Here is a 15,736-nt window from a genome sequence, read left to right on the forward strand (position 1 = left end):
GCGCCCCGTAGGCACGGCCCGCACCGCGCCTGCGCCCCGTAGGCACGGCCCGCACCGCGCCTGCGCCCCGTAGGCACGGCCCGCACCGCGCCTATGCCCCGTACACCGCTCCCGGTGGCTCGGCCTCCGTCAGCAGGGTGCGTACGGCCTCCCCCGCCTCCGTCGGGTTCCAGCGTGCCCCCTTGTCGGCGGTGGGTCCGGGCCGCCAGCCCTCCATGACGGTGATCCGTCCGGCCTCCGCCTCGAAGACGCGCCCGGTGACGCCCGTGCTCGCGGCGGAGCCGAGCCAGACGACCAGCGGGGAGACGTTCTCGGGGGCCATGGCGTCGAAGCCGGACTCGGGGGCCGCCATGGTCGCGGCGAACGTGCGTTCCGTCATCCGGGTGCGCGCGGCGGGCGCGAGTGCGTTGACCTGGACGCCGTAGCGGGCGAGTTCGGCCGCCGCGACCAGGGTCAGGGCGACGATCCCGGCCTTCGCGGCGCTGTAGTTGCCCTGTCCGACCGAGCCCAGCAGTCCGGCGCCGCTGCTGGTGTTGACGATCCGGGCGGTGGGGGTCCGGCCCGCCTTGGCCTCGGCGCGCCAGTGCGCGGCGGCGTGTTTGAGGGGGAGGAAGTGGCCGGTGAGGTGGACGCGTACGACGGCGTCCCAGTCGTCCTCGTCGAGGTTGACGAGCATCCGGTCGCGCAGGAAGCCGGCGTTGTTGACCAGGGTGTCGAGCCGGCCGTACGTCTCCAGGGCGGCCGTCACCAGGGACGCGGCGCCTTCGGGGGTGGCGATGTCGCCGCCGTGGGCGACGGCCTCGCCGCCGGCCGCGCGGATCTCCGCGACGACCCGCGCGGCGGGGCCGTCGGGGCCGGGCGTGCCGTCCGGGCCGACGCCGAGGTCGTTGACCACGAGCCGGGCTCCCTCGGCGGCGAACGCGAGCGCGTGCGCCCGCCCGAGGCCGCGTCCGGCGCCGGTGACGACGACGACCCGGCCGTCGCAGATTCCGCTCATCTCAGGTCTCCTTGTTGGCGGTCGCGGCGTCGAGAAACGCGGGCCGTTCCCCTCCCCCGTGCACGAGCAGGCTCGCCCCGCTGATGTACGCGGCCGCGTCGGAGGCGAGGAAGACGGCGGCGGCGCCCACGTCGGCGGGGCGGGCGAGCCGGCCGAGCGGGACGGTACGGGCGACGGCCTCGATGCCGTCCTCGCCGCCGTAGTGCAGGTGGGACAGTTCGGTGCGGACCATGCCGACGACGAGGGTGTTGACGCGGACCTCGGGCGCCCATTCCACGGCCATCGAGCGGGCGAGGTTCTCCAGGCCCGCCTTGGCCGCGCCGTAGGCGGCCGAGCCGGGCGAGGGGCGGCTTCCGCCGACGCTGCCGATCATCACGACCGAGCCGCCCGCGCGGCGGAGCCGGCCGTGGGCGGCGAGGGACACGGTCAGCGGGGCGAGGAGGTTGAGTTCGATCACGCGCGCGTGCCGCTCGGCGTCGGCCTGTGCGAGTGGGCGGTAGGGGGCGCCGCCCGCGTTGTTGACCAGGACGTCGAGGCGGGCGAGTCCGGCGAAGAACTCCCGTACGGCGTCGCCGTCGCGCACGTCGAGCGGCACGAACGTGGTGCCGGGGGCCGGGACCTCCGGCGGCCGGCGGGCGCAGACGACCACCTCGGCGCCGGCCTCGGCGAGGGCTTGCGCGATGCCGGCGCCGACGCCCCGGGTGCCGCCGGTGACGACGGCGACCTTCCCGTCCAGCTCCATTCGCTGCTACCTTTCACCTAACAAACGTTTGGTGGAAAGGTAGCTGATGCTTCCATGGGTGTCTCCACCTCGTCCCCGGAAAAGGGACCGGAAAAAGGAATCGCGGTCGTCACGGTCGACGTTCCGCCGGTCAACGCGCTGCCGGTGAGCGGCTGGTTCGCGCTGGCCGACGCGGTGCGCACGGCGGGCCGGGACCCGCGGACCCGGTGCGTGGTGCTGACCGCGGCGGGCCGGGGGTTCAACGCGGGCGTGGACGTCAAGGAGCTCCAGGCGGGGGGCCCGAGCGCGCTGGTGGGCGTCAACCGGGGCTGCTTCGAGGCGTTCGCGGCGGTGTACGAGTGCGAGGTCCCGGTGGTGGCGGCGGTGCACGGCTTCTGCCTGGGCGGCGGCATCGGCCTCGTGGGGAACGCGGACGCGATCGTGGCGAGCGAGGACGCCACCTTCGGGCTGCCCGAGCTGGACCGCGGCGCGCTCGGCGCGGCCACGCATCTGGCCCGGCTGGTCCCCCGGCACCTGATGCGCGCCTTGTACTACACCTCGCGCACGGTCACGGCGGCCGAGCTGTTCGCGCACGGCTCGGTGTGGCGGGTGGTGCCGCGCGAGGAACTGCGCGCGGCGGCACTGGAGCTGGCGCGCGAGATCGCCGCCAAGGACGGCGAGCTGCTGCGGCTCGCCAAGGCGGCGATCAACGGCATCGATCCGGTCGACGTGCGCCGCAGCTACCGCTTCGAACAGGGCTTCACCTTCGAGGCGAGCCTCTCCGGGGTGGGCGACCGGGTCCGTGACACGTTCGGGAAGGAGGGTGGGTCGGGTGGGTGACAAGACGATGACCGCCGAGGAGGCCGTCTCCCGGCTGGAGAGCGGCATGACCCTCGGCATCGGCGGCTGGGGTTCGCGCCGCAAGCCGATGGCCCTGGTCCGGGCGCTGCTCCGCTCCGAGATCACGGACTTGACCGTCGTGTCGTACGGCGGTCCGGACGTCGGCATGCTGGCGGCGGCGGGCCGGATCCGCAGGCTGGTCACCGCCTTCGTCACCCTCGACTCGATCCCCCTCGAACCGCACTACCGCGCGGCCCGCGAGCGCGGCGCCTTCGAGCTGACGGAGATCGACGAGGCGATGTTCATGTGGGGGCTGCGCGCCGCCGCGAACCGGCTGCCCTTCCTGCCGGTGCGGGCGGGTCTCGGCTCGGACGTGATGCGGGTCAACCCGTCCTTGCGCACGGTGACCTCGCCCTACGAGGACCAGGAGACGTTCGTCGCCGTGCCCGCCCTGCGCCTGGACGCGGCGCTGGTGCACGTCAACCGGGCCGACCGGCTGGGCAACGGGCAGTACCTGGGCCCGGACCCGTACTTCGACGACCTCTTCTGCGAGGCCGCGGACACGGCGTACGTCTCCTGCGAGCGGATCGTCGACACGGCCGAGCTGACGAAGGAGGCGCCGCCGCAGTCGCTGCTGATCGGGCGGCATGTCGTGACGGGGGTCGTGGAGGCGCCGGGCGGCGCGCACTTCACGTCCTGCGCCCCCGACTACGGCCGGGACGAGGCGTTCCAGAAGCGGTACGCGAGCACGCCCTGGCCAAAGTTCGCGGCCCGCTTCCTGGCCGGGGACGAGCGTGCCTACCGGGCCGCGGTCGAGGAGGGGTCATGAGCGAGGTCACCCGCACCGAGTCTCTCGGGATCACCCGCGCCGAGCACTGTGTGATCGCCTGCGCCGAGGCGTGGCGGGGCGCGGGCGAGATCCTGGCGAGCCCGATGGGCCTGATCCCCTCCGTGGGCGCCCGGCTCGCCAGGCTGACCTTCGCGCCCGACCTGCTGCTGACCGACGGCGAGGCGATGATCGTCGGCCCGGACGGCACGGTCGAGGGCTGGCTGCCGTACCGCAGGCACCTGGAGCTGGTCAGCGGCGGCCGACGGCACGTGATGATGGGCGCGAGCCAGATCGACCGGTACGGCAACCAGAACATCTCCTGCGTCGGCGACTGGGCGAAGCCCGCGCGGCAGCTGCTCGGGGTGCGTGGCGCGCCGGTCAACACGCTCAACAACCCGACGAGCTACTGGATCCCGAGGCATGCGCGGCGGGTGTTCGTCGAGCGGGTCGACATGGTGTGCGGGGTCGGCTACGACCGTGCGGCCGGGGCCCGCCACCACCGCATCCCACGGGTCGTCTCCGACCTGGGCGTCTTCGACTTCGCCACGCCCGATCACACGATGCGGCTGGCCTCGGTGCATCCGGGGGTGACGGTGGAGCAGGTCCGGGACGCGACGGGGTTCGACCTCGTGGTCGCGGACGAGGTGCCGTTCACCCGCGACCCGACCGCCGCCGAGCTGCGGCTGATCCGCGAGGTCATCGACCCGGGGAACACCCGGGCCCGGGAGGTCACCCTCTGATGGACACCGCGCTCACTCGACTCGTCGGGGTCCGCTGCCCCCTCGTGCAGACCGGCATGGGCTGGGTGGCGGGCCCGCGCCTGGTCTCGGCGGCGGCGAACGCGGGGGCGCTGGGCGTCCTCGGCTCGGCGACGATGACCGTCGACGGGCTGCGGGAGGCGATCCGCGAGGTGAAGTCCCGTACGGACGCGCCGTTCGGGGTGAACCTGCGGGCCGACGCGGCGGACGCCGGCGACCGGGTGCGGATCATGGTCGACGAGTGTGTGCGGGTGGCGTCCTTCGCGCTCGCGCCGTCCCGGGAGCTGATCGCCGAGCTGAAGGAGGCGGGGGTCGTCGTGATCCCCTCCGTCGGGGCCCGGCGGCATGCCGAGAAGGTCGCCGCGTGGGGTGCGGACGCGGTCGTCGTCCAGGGCGGGGAGGGCGGCGGACACACCGGTGAGGTGGCGACGACCGTGCTGTTGCCGCAGGTCGTGGACGCGGTGGACATCCCGGTGGTGGCGGCGGGCGGCTTCTTCGACGGGCGGGGCCTGGTCGCGGCGCTGGCGTACGGCGCGGCGGGGGTCGCGATGGGGACGCGGTTCCTGCTGACCTCGGACTCGACCGTGCCGGACGCGGTGAAGGCGCGCTATCTGGCGGCGACGGTCTCGGACGTCACGGTCACCCGGGCGGTGGACGGGCTGCCGCACCGCATGCTGCGTACGGACCTGGTGACCGCCCTGGAGCGGTCCGGCCGGACGCGCAGCCTGCTCCACGCGGTCCGTCGGGCGGCGGCCTTCCGGAAGCTGTCCGGGCTCACCTGGCCGCGCCTGGTCCGCGACGGCCTCGCGCTGAAGCACGGCAAGGAGCTGTCCTGGAGTCAGGTCCTGCTCGCCGCCAACACGCCGATGCTGCTGAGGTCGGCGATGGTGGACGGCCGTACGGATCTCGGCGTCATGGCCTCCGGGCAGGTCGCCGGGGTGATCGACGACCTGCCGTCGTGCGCGGAGCTGGTGGAACGGATCATGAAGGAGGCGGAGGAGGTCAGGGACCGCCTCACCGCCTCCCCCTGATCACCGTCCCGGCCGCTCGTTCACCGTCCCAGCCGTTCGTCCACCGTCACAGCCGCTCGATGACCGTCACGTTCGCCTGCCCGCCCCCCTCGCACATCGTCTGCAGGCCGAACCGGCCCCCCGTGCGCTCCAGTTCGTGCAGCAGGGTCGTCATCAGCTTGGCGCCCGTCGCGCCCAGCGGGTGGCCGAGGGCGATCGCGCCGCCGTTGACATTGACCTTCTCCGGGTCGGCGCCGGTCTCCTTCAGCCAGGCGAGGACGACGGGCGCGAAGGCCTCGTTGATCTCGACGAGGTCGATGCCGTCGATGGTCAGGCCGGTCTTCTTCAGGGCGTGGGCGGTGGCCGGGATGGGCGCGGTCAGCATGCGGATGGGGTCCTCGCCGCGTACGGAGAGGTGGTGCACGCGCGCGCGGGGCGTCAGCCCGTGTTCGCGCACCGCCCGCTCGGAGGCGAGCAGCAGCGCGGCGGCGCCGTCGGAGACCTGCGAGGAGCAGGCGGCGGTGACGGTCCCGCCGTCGATGACGGGCTTCAGCGCGGCCATCTTCTCCAGGGAGGTGTCCCGGCGTGGCCCCTCGTCGACGGTGACGTCCCCGTGGGCGACGGTCTCGCGCGCGAACCGGCCCTCGTCGATCGCCCGCACCGCCCGCCGGTGCGAGCGCAGCGCGAACTCCTCCTGGTCCTGCCGGGAGATGCCCCACTTGGCGGCGATCATCTCGGCGCCGGCGAACTGGTTCACGGGCCGGTCGCCGTAGCGGGCGCGCCAGCCCTCGCTGCCCGCGAAGGGGCCCTGGGTGAAGCCGAGGGGTTCGGCGGCCTGCCGGGTGGCGAAGGCGATGGGGATCTGCGACATGTTCTGCACGCCGCCCGCGACGACCAGGTCCTGGGTGCCGGAGAGCACGGCCTGGGCGGCGAAGTGCACGGCCTGCTGGGAGGATCCGCACTGCCGGTCCACCGTCACCCCCGGCACCTCCTCGGGCAGTCCGGCGGCCAGCCAGCAGGTGCGCGCGATGTCCCCGGCCTGCGGACCGACCGCGTCCAGGCAGCCGAACACGACGTCCTCCACGGCCGCCGGGTCGACGCCCGCGCGCGCGAGAAGTTCCTTGAGCGCGTGCGCCCCGAGGTCCGCCGGATGGACCCCGGCGAGCCCTCCCCCGCGCCGCCCCACGGGCGTACGGACCGCTTCGACGATGAAGGCCTCGGCCATGGCAACTCCCCTACAGGAAAGGACTATTCACGTACGGCGATGCCGTCGAGCACCATCGACAGGTACTGCCGGGCGATCTCCTCCGGGCTGTGCTGTCCGCCGGGCCGGTACCAGGACGCGGCGACCCAGACGGTGTCGCGGACGAACCGGTAGGTGAGACGGACGTCGAGGTCGGCGCGGAAGACCCCGTCCACGACCCCGCGCTCCAGCGTGGACAGCCACGCCTTCTCGAACCTGCGCTGCGACTCGGCGAGGAACGCGAACCGTTCCTGCGCGACGAGCTGCTTGCTCTCCTTCTGGTAGATCGCGACGGCGGCGCGGTGCCGGTCGATCTCCCGGAACGACTCGGTGACCAGGGCCTCGAGGGTCTCGCGGGGGCCCGTCCCGGCGGCCAGGACGGTGTCGTAGCCGTCCCACAGCTCGTCGAGGAAGGTGCGCAGGATCTCCTCCAGCATCGACTCCTTGGAGTCGAAGTGGTAGTAGAGGCTGCCCGCGAGCATCCCCGCGTGGTCCGCGATCTTGCGGACGGTGGTGGCGTTGTAGCCCTGCTCGGCGAAGACCTCGGCGGCGGTGCTGAGGAGTTCGCCGCGGCGCGCGGGCGCGGCGGTCACCTGGGGCTTCTTCTTGGTCGGCACGGGTCCATTGTCGTCCTACGCGTGCTGGCTGCTGACGGGGAGGACCTCGCCCGTCATGTACGAGGAGTAGTCCGACGCCAGGAACACGATGACGTTGGCCACCTCCCAGGGCTCGGCGTACCGGCCGAAGGCCTCGCGCGCGGTCAGCTCCGCCAGCAGTTCGGGGGTGGTGACCTTCGCCAGGTGCGGGTGCATGGCGAGGCTCGGGGAGACGGCGTTGACCCGCACCCCGTACCGCGCCGCCTCGATCGCCGCGCAGCGGGTCAGGGCCATCACACCGGCCTTCGCGGCGGCGTAGTGCGCCTGGCCGGCCTGGGCGCGCCAGCCGACGACGGAGGCGTTGTTGACGATCACCCCGGAGCCGCTCTCCCGCATCAGCCGCAGGGCCGCCCGGGTGCAGCGGAAGGTGCCGTTCAGTGTCACGTCGAGGACCCGGGACCACTGGTCGTCGGTCATGTCCACGAGCGGTGAAGTGCCGCCGAGTCCCGCGTTGTTGACGACGACGTCCAGCCGGCCGTGCTCGCGCACCGCCGTGTCGAAGAGGGCCCGCACCTGGGTCTCGTCGGTGACGTCGCAGGGCAGCGCGGTCACGGCGCCCGGGAACGCGCCGGCCAGTTCGGCCTCGTACCCCTTGAGCCGGCGGGTGTGGGCGTCGCTGATCAGCACGCGCGCGCCCTCCTCCAGGAAGCGGCGGGCGGTCGCCCCGCCGATGCCCGCGCCGGCCGCCGCGGTGACGACGGCGGTGCGGCCCTTCAGCAGCCCGTGTCCGGGCACGTACGCCGGACTCTCGACGCCTGTCATGACCCCACGCTAACCTACCAAACACTTGTTAGGGAAGGATGGGTGTCATGGATCTCGCCTTCACGCAGGAGGAGGAGGCCTTCCGCGCCGAGGCGCGCGCCTGGCTCGCCGCGCACGTGCCGCACCCGCCCCTGCCGTCCCTGGAGACGGCGGAGGGCTTCGCCGCGCACCGCGCGTGGGAGGCCGAACTGGCCGCGGACGGCTGGTCGGCGGTGAACTGGCCCGCGCGCTACGGCGGCCGGGACGCGGGGCTGGTGCGGTGGCTGCTCTTCGAGGAGGAGTACTGGGCGGCGGACGCCCCCGGACGCGTCAGCCAGAACGGGATCAGCCTGCTCGCCCCCACCCTCCTCGACCACGGCACCGAGGAGCAGCGGGCCCGGGTCCTGCCGCCGATGGCCACGGGCGAGGTGATCTGGGCGCAGGCCTGGTCGGAGCCGGAGGCGGGTTCGGACCTGGCGTCCCTCAGGTCGCGCGCGGTGCGCGCGGACGGCGGCTGGCTGCTGACCGGCCAGAAGACCTGGTCCTCCCGCGCGGCCTTCGCCGACCGCGCCTTCGGCCTGTTCCGCAGCGATCCGGCGGCCCCGAAGCCCCACCAGGGGCTCACCTACGTCATGTTCGACCTGCGCGCCCCGGGGGTCACGGTCCGCCCGATCGGCCGCCTCGACGGAAAACCGGCGTTCGCCGAGCTGTTCCTGGACGACGTGTTCGTGCCGGACGAGGACGTGATCGGGGAACCCGGCCAGGGCTGGGGCATCGCGATGTCGACGGCGGCCGACGAACGCGGCCTCACCCTGCGCTCCCCCGGCCGGTTCCTCGCGTCCGCGGAGCGCCTCCACGCCCTCTGGCAGGCGCAGGGCAGCCCTGCGGAATCGGCCGGCCGAGTCGCCGACGCCCTGATCGGCGCCCGCGCCTACCAGTTGTTCACGCACGCGGCGGCGTCGCGCTTCCTGGCGGGCGAGCGGCTCGGCCCCGAGTCCAGCCTGAACAAGGTCTTCTGGTCCGAGTTCGACATCGCGCTGCACGAGACGGCGCTGGATCTCCTCGGCGAGGAGGGCGAGCGGTCGGACACCGACTGGGCGGAGGGGTACGTGTTCGCCCTCGCCGGGCCGATCTACGCGGGGACGAACGAGATCCAGCGCGACATCGTCGCCGAGCGGCTGCTCGGCCTGCCGAAGGGACGCCGCTGATGCACTTTCTCCTCGACCCCGAGCAACGGGCGTTCGCCGACTCCCTGGACGCCCTGCTGACGGCCGCCGCCACCCCGGAGGTGGTCAGGGAGTGGAGCCGGGGCGAGCACGCGAGCGGACGCGCGCTGTGGTCCCGGCTCGCCGAGGCCGGGGTGTTCGCGCTGGCGGTGCCGGAGGCGTACGAGGGGCTGGGGCCACGCCCCGTGGACCTCGCCGTGGCCTTCGTCGCGCTGGGACGGCACGCGGTGCCGGGGCCGCTGGTGGAGACGGTGACGGCGGCGGCCCTGATCCGTGAACCGGGCCCGGCGAAGCGGCTGCTGCCCGCGCTGGCGTCGGGCGAGTCGCTGGCGACGGTGGCGTACGAGGGGGCGTACGCGCTGGACGGCGACGCGGCGGACGTACGGCTGTCCCTGGGCCCCGACGGTCTGTGGCTCGCCCCCGGTCACGGGCCCGTACGCCCCTGTCTCGACCCGGCGCGGCGGCTCACCCGGCTCCGGCCGGGCGGCGAGCTGCTCGCCGCCGGTCCGCCCGTGCGGGAGGCCCTGCTCCGGGCGCGGCTCGTCACCGCCGCGCAGGCCCTGGGCATCGGACTGGCGCTGCTGGAGCGGACGGTGGCGTACGTCGGCCGTCGCACGCAGTTCGGGGTGCCCGTCGGCTCGTTCCAGGCCGTCAAGCACCGGCTGGCGGACGCGCGGATCGCGCTGGAGTTCGCCCGGCCGCTGGTCCTGGGCGCCGCTGTGACGATGGCGCCGGCGGACGTGGCGGCGGCGAAGGTGAGCGCCTGCGAGGCGGCGTACGCGAGCGCCCGTGCCGCGCTCCAGTTGCACGGCGCGATCGGCTACACGGCGGAGTACGACCTGTCGCTCTGGCTGGCCAAGGCCCGCGCCCTGCGCACCGCGTGGGGTACGCCGCAGGAGTGCCGGTCCGCGGTGCTGAACGCCCGCGCCTGACGCTCAGCCGGTCACCTTGGCGACGAACGCGGCGAGGTTGGCCACGGTCCGCCGGACCTTCTCCTCCAGGGTGATCGTCTCGTGCAGCCGGGCGCCGATGCCCGCGTCGCGCAGGCCGCGCACGTAGAGCGAGCAGGCCAGGTCGGCACAGAGATAGGCGCCGACCGAGTTGCCCTGCTGTCCGGCCCGGCCGGACCTCGGCGCGACCATCAGCGAGACGCCGCCGGAGTGGGTGGTCAGGCACATCGAGCACATGCTGCGCCGGGCCTGCCCGACGGCCCCGGCGGAGGCGCGCAGGGCGAGCGCCGTCAGGCCGGTGTCCAGCTCCACGGCGAGGTAGGCCCGGTCGGGGGCCTGGGGGTCGCGCCAGCCGAGGTAGTCCAGGTCGTCCCAGGGCCGGTCGGCCAGGTCGCGCGGCACGGACAGGCGCTTGGCCTCGCCCTTGGTGCAGTTCACGAAGGCGGCACGGATCTCTTGCTCGGTCAGCGGCTTCATAAAGATGAGGCTAATTTGCCTAAAGGTTTTAGGCAAATGCATAATCACTTCAGGCAAGGGGCAAGGGTGAGGCCGGACAGGTGAGCCCGGACAGGGTGAGCCGGCACGGGAGGACGGACATGGGAGGACGGACATGGTGCGGGTCGGACTGACCACGGAACGCCTGGTGCGGGCGGGCGCGGAGCTGGCCGACGAGGTCGGCTTCGACCAGGTGACCGTCTCGGCGCTGGCCAGGCGGTTCGACGTCAAGGTGGCGAGTCTGTACTCGCATGTGAAGAACTCCCATGACCTCAGGACCCGGATCGCCCTGCTCGCCCTGGAGGAGCTGGCCGACCGGGCCGCCGACGCGCTGGCGGGGCGGGCCGGCAAGGACGCCCTGGCCGCGCTGGCGAACGTCTACCGCGACTACGCCCACGAGCACCCCGGCCGCTACGCCGCCGCCCAGTTCAGGCTCGACCCGCAGACGGCGGCGGCGAGCGCGGGCGTCCGGCACGCGCAGATGACCCGGGCGCTGCTGCGCGGCTACGACCTGACGGAACCGGACCGCACCCACGCGGTCCGCCTGCTCGGCAGCGTCTTCCACGGCTATGTCGGCCTGGAGCTGGGCGGCGCCTTCAGCCACAGCGCGCCCGACACCGACGAGACCTGGACACGCGTCCTGGACGCCCTCGACGCCCTGCTGCGCAACTGGCCCGCCGCATGAGCCGCGCGAACGAGCCCGGGTGGGTGACGACCCCCATCACCGCCGGCCTGCTGCGCGGCGCCCTCGACCTGGAGCGCACCGAGCACGGCGTGCTCCCGCACCGGCTGCCCGCACGCGCGCGCGCCCAGTGCGCCGACCCGCAGCTCGCCATGGCCGAGTCCCAGCCGTCGGGCGTGCGGCTCGCGTTCCGCAGCGGCGCCACCGCGGTCGAGCTGGACGTCCTGCCCACCAAGCGGATCTACGTCGGTGCCCCGCCCCGCCCGGACGGTGTGTACGAGCTGCTCGTCGACGGCCGCCCGGCCGGCCGGGGCAGTGTGACGGAGGGCGGCCGGATCCTGACCGTCGACCTGGCCGCCGGAACCACCCGCACGGAGTCCGGCCCGGTCGGCACCCTGCGCTTCACCGGCCTGCCGGCCGGGGTCAAGGACCTGGAGATCTGGCTCCCGCACAACGAGACCACCGAACTGGTCGCCCTGCGCACCGACGCCCCCGTCGAACCCGCCCCGCCCAGTGGCCGCCCCGTCTGGCTGCACCACGGCAGTTCGATCAGCCACGGCTCGGACGCCGTGCCCCCCACCGGCATCTGGCCCGCGGTCGCCGCCTCCCTCGGCGGGGTGGAGCTGATCAACCTGGGCCTGGGCGGGAGCGCCCTGCTGGACCCGTTCACCGCCCGCGCGCTGCGGGACACCCCGGCCGATCTGATCAGCGTCAAGCTCGGCATCAACCTGGTGAACCTCGACCTGATGCGGCTGCGCGCCTTCACCGCGGCCGTGCACGGCTTCCTCGACACGATCCGCGAGGGCCGTCCGGCCACGCCCCTGCTGGTCGTCTCACCGATCCTGTGCCCCATGCACGAGGACACCCCGGGCCCCACCGCTCTCGACTTCACGGCCGTCGCCGAGGACCGTCTGTGGTTCCACCCCATGGGCGACCCGGCCGAGGTCGCGTACGGCAAGCTCACCCTGCGCGTCGTCCGCGAGGAACTCGAACGGATCGTGGCCGGGCGGGCGGGCGACGACCCGCACCTGCACTATCTCGACGGCCGCGACCTCTACGGCGAGGCCGACGCCGCCGTGCTCCCCCTCCCCGACGGCCTCCACCCGGACGCCGCCACGCACCGCCTGATCGGCGAACGCTTCGCCGCGCTGGCGCTCAGTGACCGTGCTTTCCGGTGAGTTCGCGGTACTCCTGCGGGGTCGGCTTCGGGATGTGGCTTCCGGGGCCGAACATGGCCCGGGCCAGCCGCGCCCGCACCCGCTGGGAGACGGTGACCGGCCGGCGCACTCCGTTGTGGTCGACGCGCGGGCCGATCTCGTAGGGCGGGTTCTGCTCGTGCTGGGTGAGGGTGAACAGCTGCTCCCGGCCGAGGGGTTCGTGCACCTCGACGTACTCGCCGTGCGGAAGGCGTTTGACGGTGCCGGTCTCGCGGCCGTGCAGCACCTTGTCCCGGTCCCGGCGTTGCAGCCCCAGACAGATCCGCTTGGTCACCATGAAGGCGACGACCGGCCCCACGAACACGGCGATCCGCACGAACCAGGTGATGGCGTTGATGGACAGATGCAGATGCGTGGCGACGATGTCGTTGCCCCCGCCGATCAGCAGCACCACGTACAGCGTCAGCCAGGCCACGCCGAGTGCGGTGCGCACGGGCACGTTGCGCGGCCGGTCGAGGATGTGGTGCTCCCGCTGGTCCCCGGTGATCCACGCCTCGACGAACGGATAGAGGCCGAGGGCGAGCAGGATCAGCGGGAAGAGGGAGAAGGGGATGAGGACGCCCAGTGCCAGGGTGTGGCCCCAGGCGTTGATCTCCCATCCCGGCATCACCCGGATCAGCCCCTCGGAGAACCCGAGGTACCAGTCGGGCTGCGCGCCGGTCGTCACCAGGTCCGGACGGTAGGGACCGAAGGCCCACACCGGGTTGATGGTGGCGATGCCGGCCATCAGCGTCAGCACCCCGAAGACGAGGAAGAAGAACCCGCCGGCCTTCGCCATGTAGACCGGCATGAGGGGCATCCCGATGACCGACTTCTGGTCGCGTCCGGGCCCGGGGTACTGGGTGTGCTTGTGGAAGAACACCAGGATCAGATGGGCGACGACGAGCCCGAGCATGATCCCGGGCAACAGCAGGACATGGATCGGATAGAGCCGCGAGATGATGTCGTGGCCCGGGAACTCCCCGCCGAAGAGGAAGAACGACAGATACGTCCCGACGAGCGGGATCGACAGGATCGCGCCGTCGGCGAAGCGGATGCCGGTGCCGGAGAGCAGATCGTCGGGGAGCGAGTAGCCGGTCAGGCCGGTGAGGATGCCGAGCATCAACAGGGTCCAGCCGAACAGCCAGTTCAGCTCACGGGGCTTGCGGAAGGCGCCGGTGAAGAACACCCGCATCATGTGCACCAGCATGCCGGTGACGAAGACCAGCGCCGCCCAGTGGTGGAGCTGCCGGATCAGCAGCCCGCCGCGCACATCGAAGCTGATCTCCAGCGTCGACTCGTACGCCCGGGTCATCGGGATGCCGTTGAGCGGGACGTACGAGCCGTCGTAGACGACCTCGGCGCTGCTGGGCTCGAAGAAGAGCGTGAGGTAGATGCCCGTGAGGATGAGGACGAGGAAGCTGTAGAGGCAGACCTCGCCCAGCATGAAGGACCAGTGGTCGGGGAACAGCTTGCGCAGGTTCGTGCGGGCGAGCCCGTAGATGCCCAGCCGTCCGTCGGCCCAGTCGGCGATCCGCTCGCCCTTCGCGGGCTCGCCGCCCCGGCCCTCGTGCCCCGATCGCGCGTCGTCCGCCATACGCCGCCGCCTCCCCGTCGGATGATCCCAGGGTGGCACGGCGGCGCGGCGGGGCCAATGGCGCGTGCGCCCGCTACGGCCGTACGATCCCTGCCGCCCGCGCCGCCACCAGCCACTTCGGGAACTCGCCGACCATCCGGTCGTACAGCTCGGCGTCCGACACCTTCCTGGGGTCCGAACCGGCGTGGAAGAAACCGGCGTTGTCGACGGCCCGCTTGGCCGGCACGGGCAGGTCGTCGAGCCTGCGCAGGAAGTCGAACTGCTTGCTGCCCCGGTCGCCGAAGCCGATGAACTGCCAGAACAGCGGCAGCCGTGACGCCTTGCAGAGGTAGCGCTCGGCGGCGAGCTTGTTGATCGGGCCGCCGTCCGTCTGGAACACGACGAGCGCGGGCTCGCGTGATCCGCTGTCGAGGTAGTGGTCGATGACCGCGTCCATCGCCAGGTGGTAGCTGGTCTTCCCCATGTGCCCGAGCCCGGCCACGATCCGCTCCACCCGCCCCTGATGGCCGGCGAGCGCGATGTCGGTGACGGCGTCGACATCGGTGGAGAAGAAGACGACCGGCACCCGGCCGTCGTCGTCGAGGTGCGCGGACAGCCCCAGCACCCGGTCGGCGAGCGCCTGCACGCTCCCGTCCTGGTAGTACGGCTTCATCGACCCCGAGTAGTCGACCACGAGGTAGACGGCGGCCCGCTGCCCGTCGAGGCCGTGCTTCGTGAGGGAGACCCCGGCGCTCTTGTAGAGGCTGACCAGCGCGGGTGCCGTCTCTTGGACCTTGCTGAGACTGATCGCGACCATGCCCCCCACCCTCCCACACCCACCGGCGTTCGCTATTTTGTTCGCTCTTGCCGAGAACCCCGAGGAGCCGGCCGTGGAGCCCGAGTCCGCCGTCACCACCTGCTACCGCCATCCCAAGGTGGAGTCGTACGTCCGCTGCACCCGCTGCGAGCGGTTCATCTGCCCGGACTGCATGCGCGAGGCGGCCGTCGGCCACCAGTGCCCGGAGTGCGTGCGGGAGGGCGCACGGTCGATCCGCCGGGCCCGGACCGTCGTCGGCGGCCGGGTGTCGGCGGTGCCGATGGTGACGTACGTGCTGATCGGGCTGAACGTCCTCGCCTATCTCGGCGAGTTGGTGCGTCCGGCGATCGTGGACCGGTTCGAGATGCTGGGTGCCGGGCTGACCGGGCCGGACGGCGGCCACTACGTGTGGCAGGCCGCCTACCCGGCGGGGTTTCAGCCGGAGGGGGTCGTGGACGGGGAGTGGTACCGGCTGCTGACCGGCGCCTTCCTCCATCTGCCGCCCACCGAGGGCACGTTCGGGATCCTGCACATCGTGATGAACATGGTGTCGCTGTGGAACCTGGGCCGGGTGGTCGAGTCCCAGCTCGGCCGGATCCGCTATCTCGCCCTCTACCTGCTGTCCGCGCTCGGCGGTTCGGTGCTGGTGCTGCTGATCGCGCCCACCACCCCCACGGTCGGCGCGTCCGGCGCGATCTTCGGCGTCGGCGCCGCCTACTACGTCATGGCGCGCCGCCTCGGCGCCGACATGAACGCCGTCAACCGCTTCATGGCGGGCCTGCTGCTGTGGCTGGTGATCTCCGCGGGACTCACGTCCTGGCAGGGGCACTTGGGCGGGCTGCTCGCGGGTGGCGTGGTGACGGTGGCGTACGCGTACGCGCCGCGCGAGCGCCGTTCGTTCATCCAGGCGGGTGTGTGCCTGGCCCTCCTCGCCCTGCTCGTCGTACTCGCCCTCGGCAAGGTCGGCGCGCTGGCATGAGACAAGGCGGCGGCGCCCAC

The 15,736-nt window shown here is 72.8% G+C and carries 17 protein-coding genes; 9 read left to right on the forward strand and 8 right to left on the reverse strand.

From position 1 onward, the window contains the following. Positions 1-91: 91 nt before the first annotated feature. Positions 92-997, reverse strand: coding sequence for an SDR family oxidoreductase (locus ACZ6D7_RS04560; RefSeq protein ID WP_469483360.1), 906 nt, complete (start codon positions 995-997; stop codon positions 92-94). 1 nt (position 998) lies between these two features. Continuing rightward, positions 999-1,739 carry an SDR family oxidoreductase gene (locus tag ACZ6D7_RS04565; RefSeq protein ID WP_469483361.1) on the reverse strand — a complete coding sequence of 247 codons (741 nt, stop codon included), beginning with the start codon at positions 1,737-1,739 and terminating at the stop codon, positions 999-1,001. A 54-nt stretch (positions 1,740-1,793) separates the two neighbouring features. Here ACZ6D7_RS04565 and ACZ6D7_RS04570 point away from each other — a divergent pair, with 54 nt between their 5' ends. Genes ACZ6D7_RS04570 through ACZ6D7_RS04585 form a run of 4 tightly spaced genes read left to right on the forward strand, consistent with a single transcriptional unit; the run spans position 1,794 to position 5,176 of the window. Further along, positions 1,794-2,558: an enoyl-CoA hydratase family protein gene (locus tag ACZ6D7_RS04570; RefSeq protein ID WP_469483363.1), complete on the forward strand. Its 765-nt coding sequence runs from the start codon at positions 1,794-1,796 to the stop codon at positions 2,556-2,558. Next, positions 2,551-3,387 (forward strand): CoA transferase subunit A, encoded by an 837-nt coding sequence (locus ACZ6D7_RS04575; protein ID WP_469483365.1) that lies wholly within the window; start codon positions 2,551-2,553, stop codon positions 3,385-3,387. Before ACZ6D7_RS04570 ends, ACZ6D7_RS04575 begins: the two co-directional genes overlap by 8 nt. Then, a complete protein-coding gene (locus tag ACZ6D7_RS04580; protein ID WP_469483368.1) occupies positions 3,384-4,127 on the forward strand; it encodes a CoA-transferase subunit beta in 744 nt (247 codons plus the stop codon). Before ACZ6D7_RS04575 ends, ACZ6D7_RS04580 begins: the two co-directional genes overlap by 4 nt. Next, positions 4,127-5,176 (forward strand): NAD(P)H-dependent flavin oxidoreductase, encoded by a 1,050-nt coding sequence (locus ACZ6D7_RS04585; RefSeq protein ID WP_469483371.1) that lies wholly within the window; start codon positions 4,127-4,129, stop codon positions 5,174-5,176. Before ACZ6D7_RS04580 ends, ACZ6D7_RS04585 begins: the two co-directional genes overlap by 1 nt. A gap of 46 nt (positions 5,177-5,222) precedes the next feature. On the opposite strand, the gene ACZ6D7_RS04590 is transcribed toward ACZ6D7_RS04585, so the two are convergent. Genes ACZ6D7_RS04590 through ACZ6D7_RS04600 form a run of 3 tightly spaced genes read right to left on the reverse strand, consistent with a single transcriptional unit; the run spans position 5,223 to position 7,816 of the window. Next, the gene (locus ACZ6D7_RS04590) at positions 5,223-6,380 is read right to left on the reverse strand and encodes an acetyl-CoA C-acetyltransferase (RefSeq protein WP_469483373.1); all 1,158 of its coding nucleotides are present in this window, start codon (positions 6,378-6,380) and stop codon (positions 5,223-5,225) included. A gap of 23 nt (positions 6,381-6,403) precedes the next feature. Next, entirely contained in the window at positions 6,404-7,015 is a 612-nt protein-coding gene (locus ACZ6D7_RS04595) for a TetR/AcrR family transcriptional regulator (protein WP_469483375.1), read from the reverse strand. 15 nt (positions 7,016-7,030) lie between these two features. Continuing rightward, positions 7,031-7,816, reverse strand: a complete 786-nt coding sequence (locus tag ACZ6D7_RS04600; protein WP_469483377.1) for an SDR family oxidoreductase — start codon at positions 7,814-7,816, stop codon at positions 7,031-7,033. A gap of 47 nt (positions 7,817-7,863) precedes the next feature. On the opposite strand from ACZ6D7_RS04600, the gene ACZ6D7_RS04605 reads away from it, so the two are divergent. Both ACZ6D7_RS04605 and ACZ6D7_RS04610 read left to right on the forward strand, forming a co-directional pair. Then, positions 7,864-9,003 (forward strand): acyl-CoA dehydrogenase family protein, encoded by a 1,140-nt coding sequence (locus tag ACZ6D7_RS04605; protein ID WP_469483379.1) that lies wholly within the window; start codon positions 7,864-7,866, stop codon positions 9,001-9,003. Continuing rightward, complete coding sequence (locus ACZ6D7_RS04610; protein WP_469483382.1) at positions 9,003-9,953, forward strand: acyl-CoA dehydrogenase family protein; 951 nt, start codon at positions 9,003-9,005, stop codon at positions 9,951-9,953. The genes ACZ6D7_RS04605 and ACZ6D7_RS04610 overlap by 1 nt, the downstream gene beginning before the upstream one ends. 3 nt (positions 9,954-9,956) lie before the next feature. On the opposite strand, the gene ACZ6D7_RS04615 is transcribed toward ACZ6D7_RS04610, so the two are convergent. Beyond that, positions 9,957-10,448 (reverse strand): FBP domain-containing protein, encoded by a 492-nt coding sequence (locus ACZ6D7_RS04615; RefSeq protein ID WP_469483384.1) that lies wholly within the window; start codon positions 10,446-10,448, stop codon positions 9,957-9,959. Between the two features lie 133 nt (positions 10,449-10,581). Here ACZ6D7_RS04615 and ACZ6D7_RS04620 point away from each other — a divergent pair, with 133 nt between their 5' ends. Both ACZ6D7_RS04620 and ACZ6D7_RS04625 read left to right on the forward strand, forming a co-directional pair. Then, the gene (locus ACZ6D7_RS04620; protein WP_469483386.1) at positions 10,582-11,151 is read left to right on the forward strand and encodes a TetR/AcrR family transcriptional regulator; all 570 of its coding nucleotides are present in this window, start codon (positions 10,582-10,584) and stop codon (positions 11,149-11,151) included. Beyond that, entirely contained in the window at positions 11,148-12,326 is a 1,179-nt protein-coding gene (locus tag ACZ6D7_RS04625) for an SGNH/GDSL hydrolase family protein (RefSeq protein ID WP_469483388.1), read from the forward strand. Before ACZ6D7_RS04620 ends, ACZ6D7_RS04625 begins: the two co-directional genes overlap by 4 nt. Here ACZ6D7_RS04625 and qcrB read toward each other — a convergent pair. Beyond that, positions 12,304-13,941 (reverse strand): cytochrome bc1 complex cytochrome b subunit, encoded by a 1,638-nt coding sequence (gene qcrB / locus ACZ6D7_RS04630; protein ID WP_469483391.1) that lies wholly within the window; start codon positions 13,939-13,941, stop codon positions 12,304-12,306. The two genes, ACZ6D7_RS04625 and qcrB, sit on opposite strands and share 23 nt — an antisense overlap. 73 nt (positions 13,942-14,014) lie before the next feature. After that, on the reverse strand, positions 14,015-14,737 hold the full coding sequence (locus tag ACZ6D7_RS04635; protein ID WP_469483393.1) for a vWA domain-containing protein: 723 nt from the start codon (positions 14,735-14,737) through the stop codon (positions 14,015-14,017). Positions 14,738-14,810: 73 nt separating this feature from the next. Here ACZ6D7_RS04635 and ACZ6D7_RS04640 point away from each other — a divergent pair, with 73 nt between their 5' ends. Beyond that, complete coding sequence (locus ACZ6D7_RS04640; protein WP_469483396.1) at positions 14,811-15,716, forward strand: rhomboid family intramembrane serine protease; 906 nt, start codon at positions 14,811-14,813, stop codon at positions 15,714-15,716. The last annotated feature ends 20 nt before the right edge of the window (positions 15,717-15,736 follow it).

Source organism: Streptomyces sp. NPDC041784, from assembly GCF_055591025.1.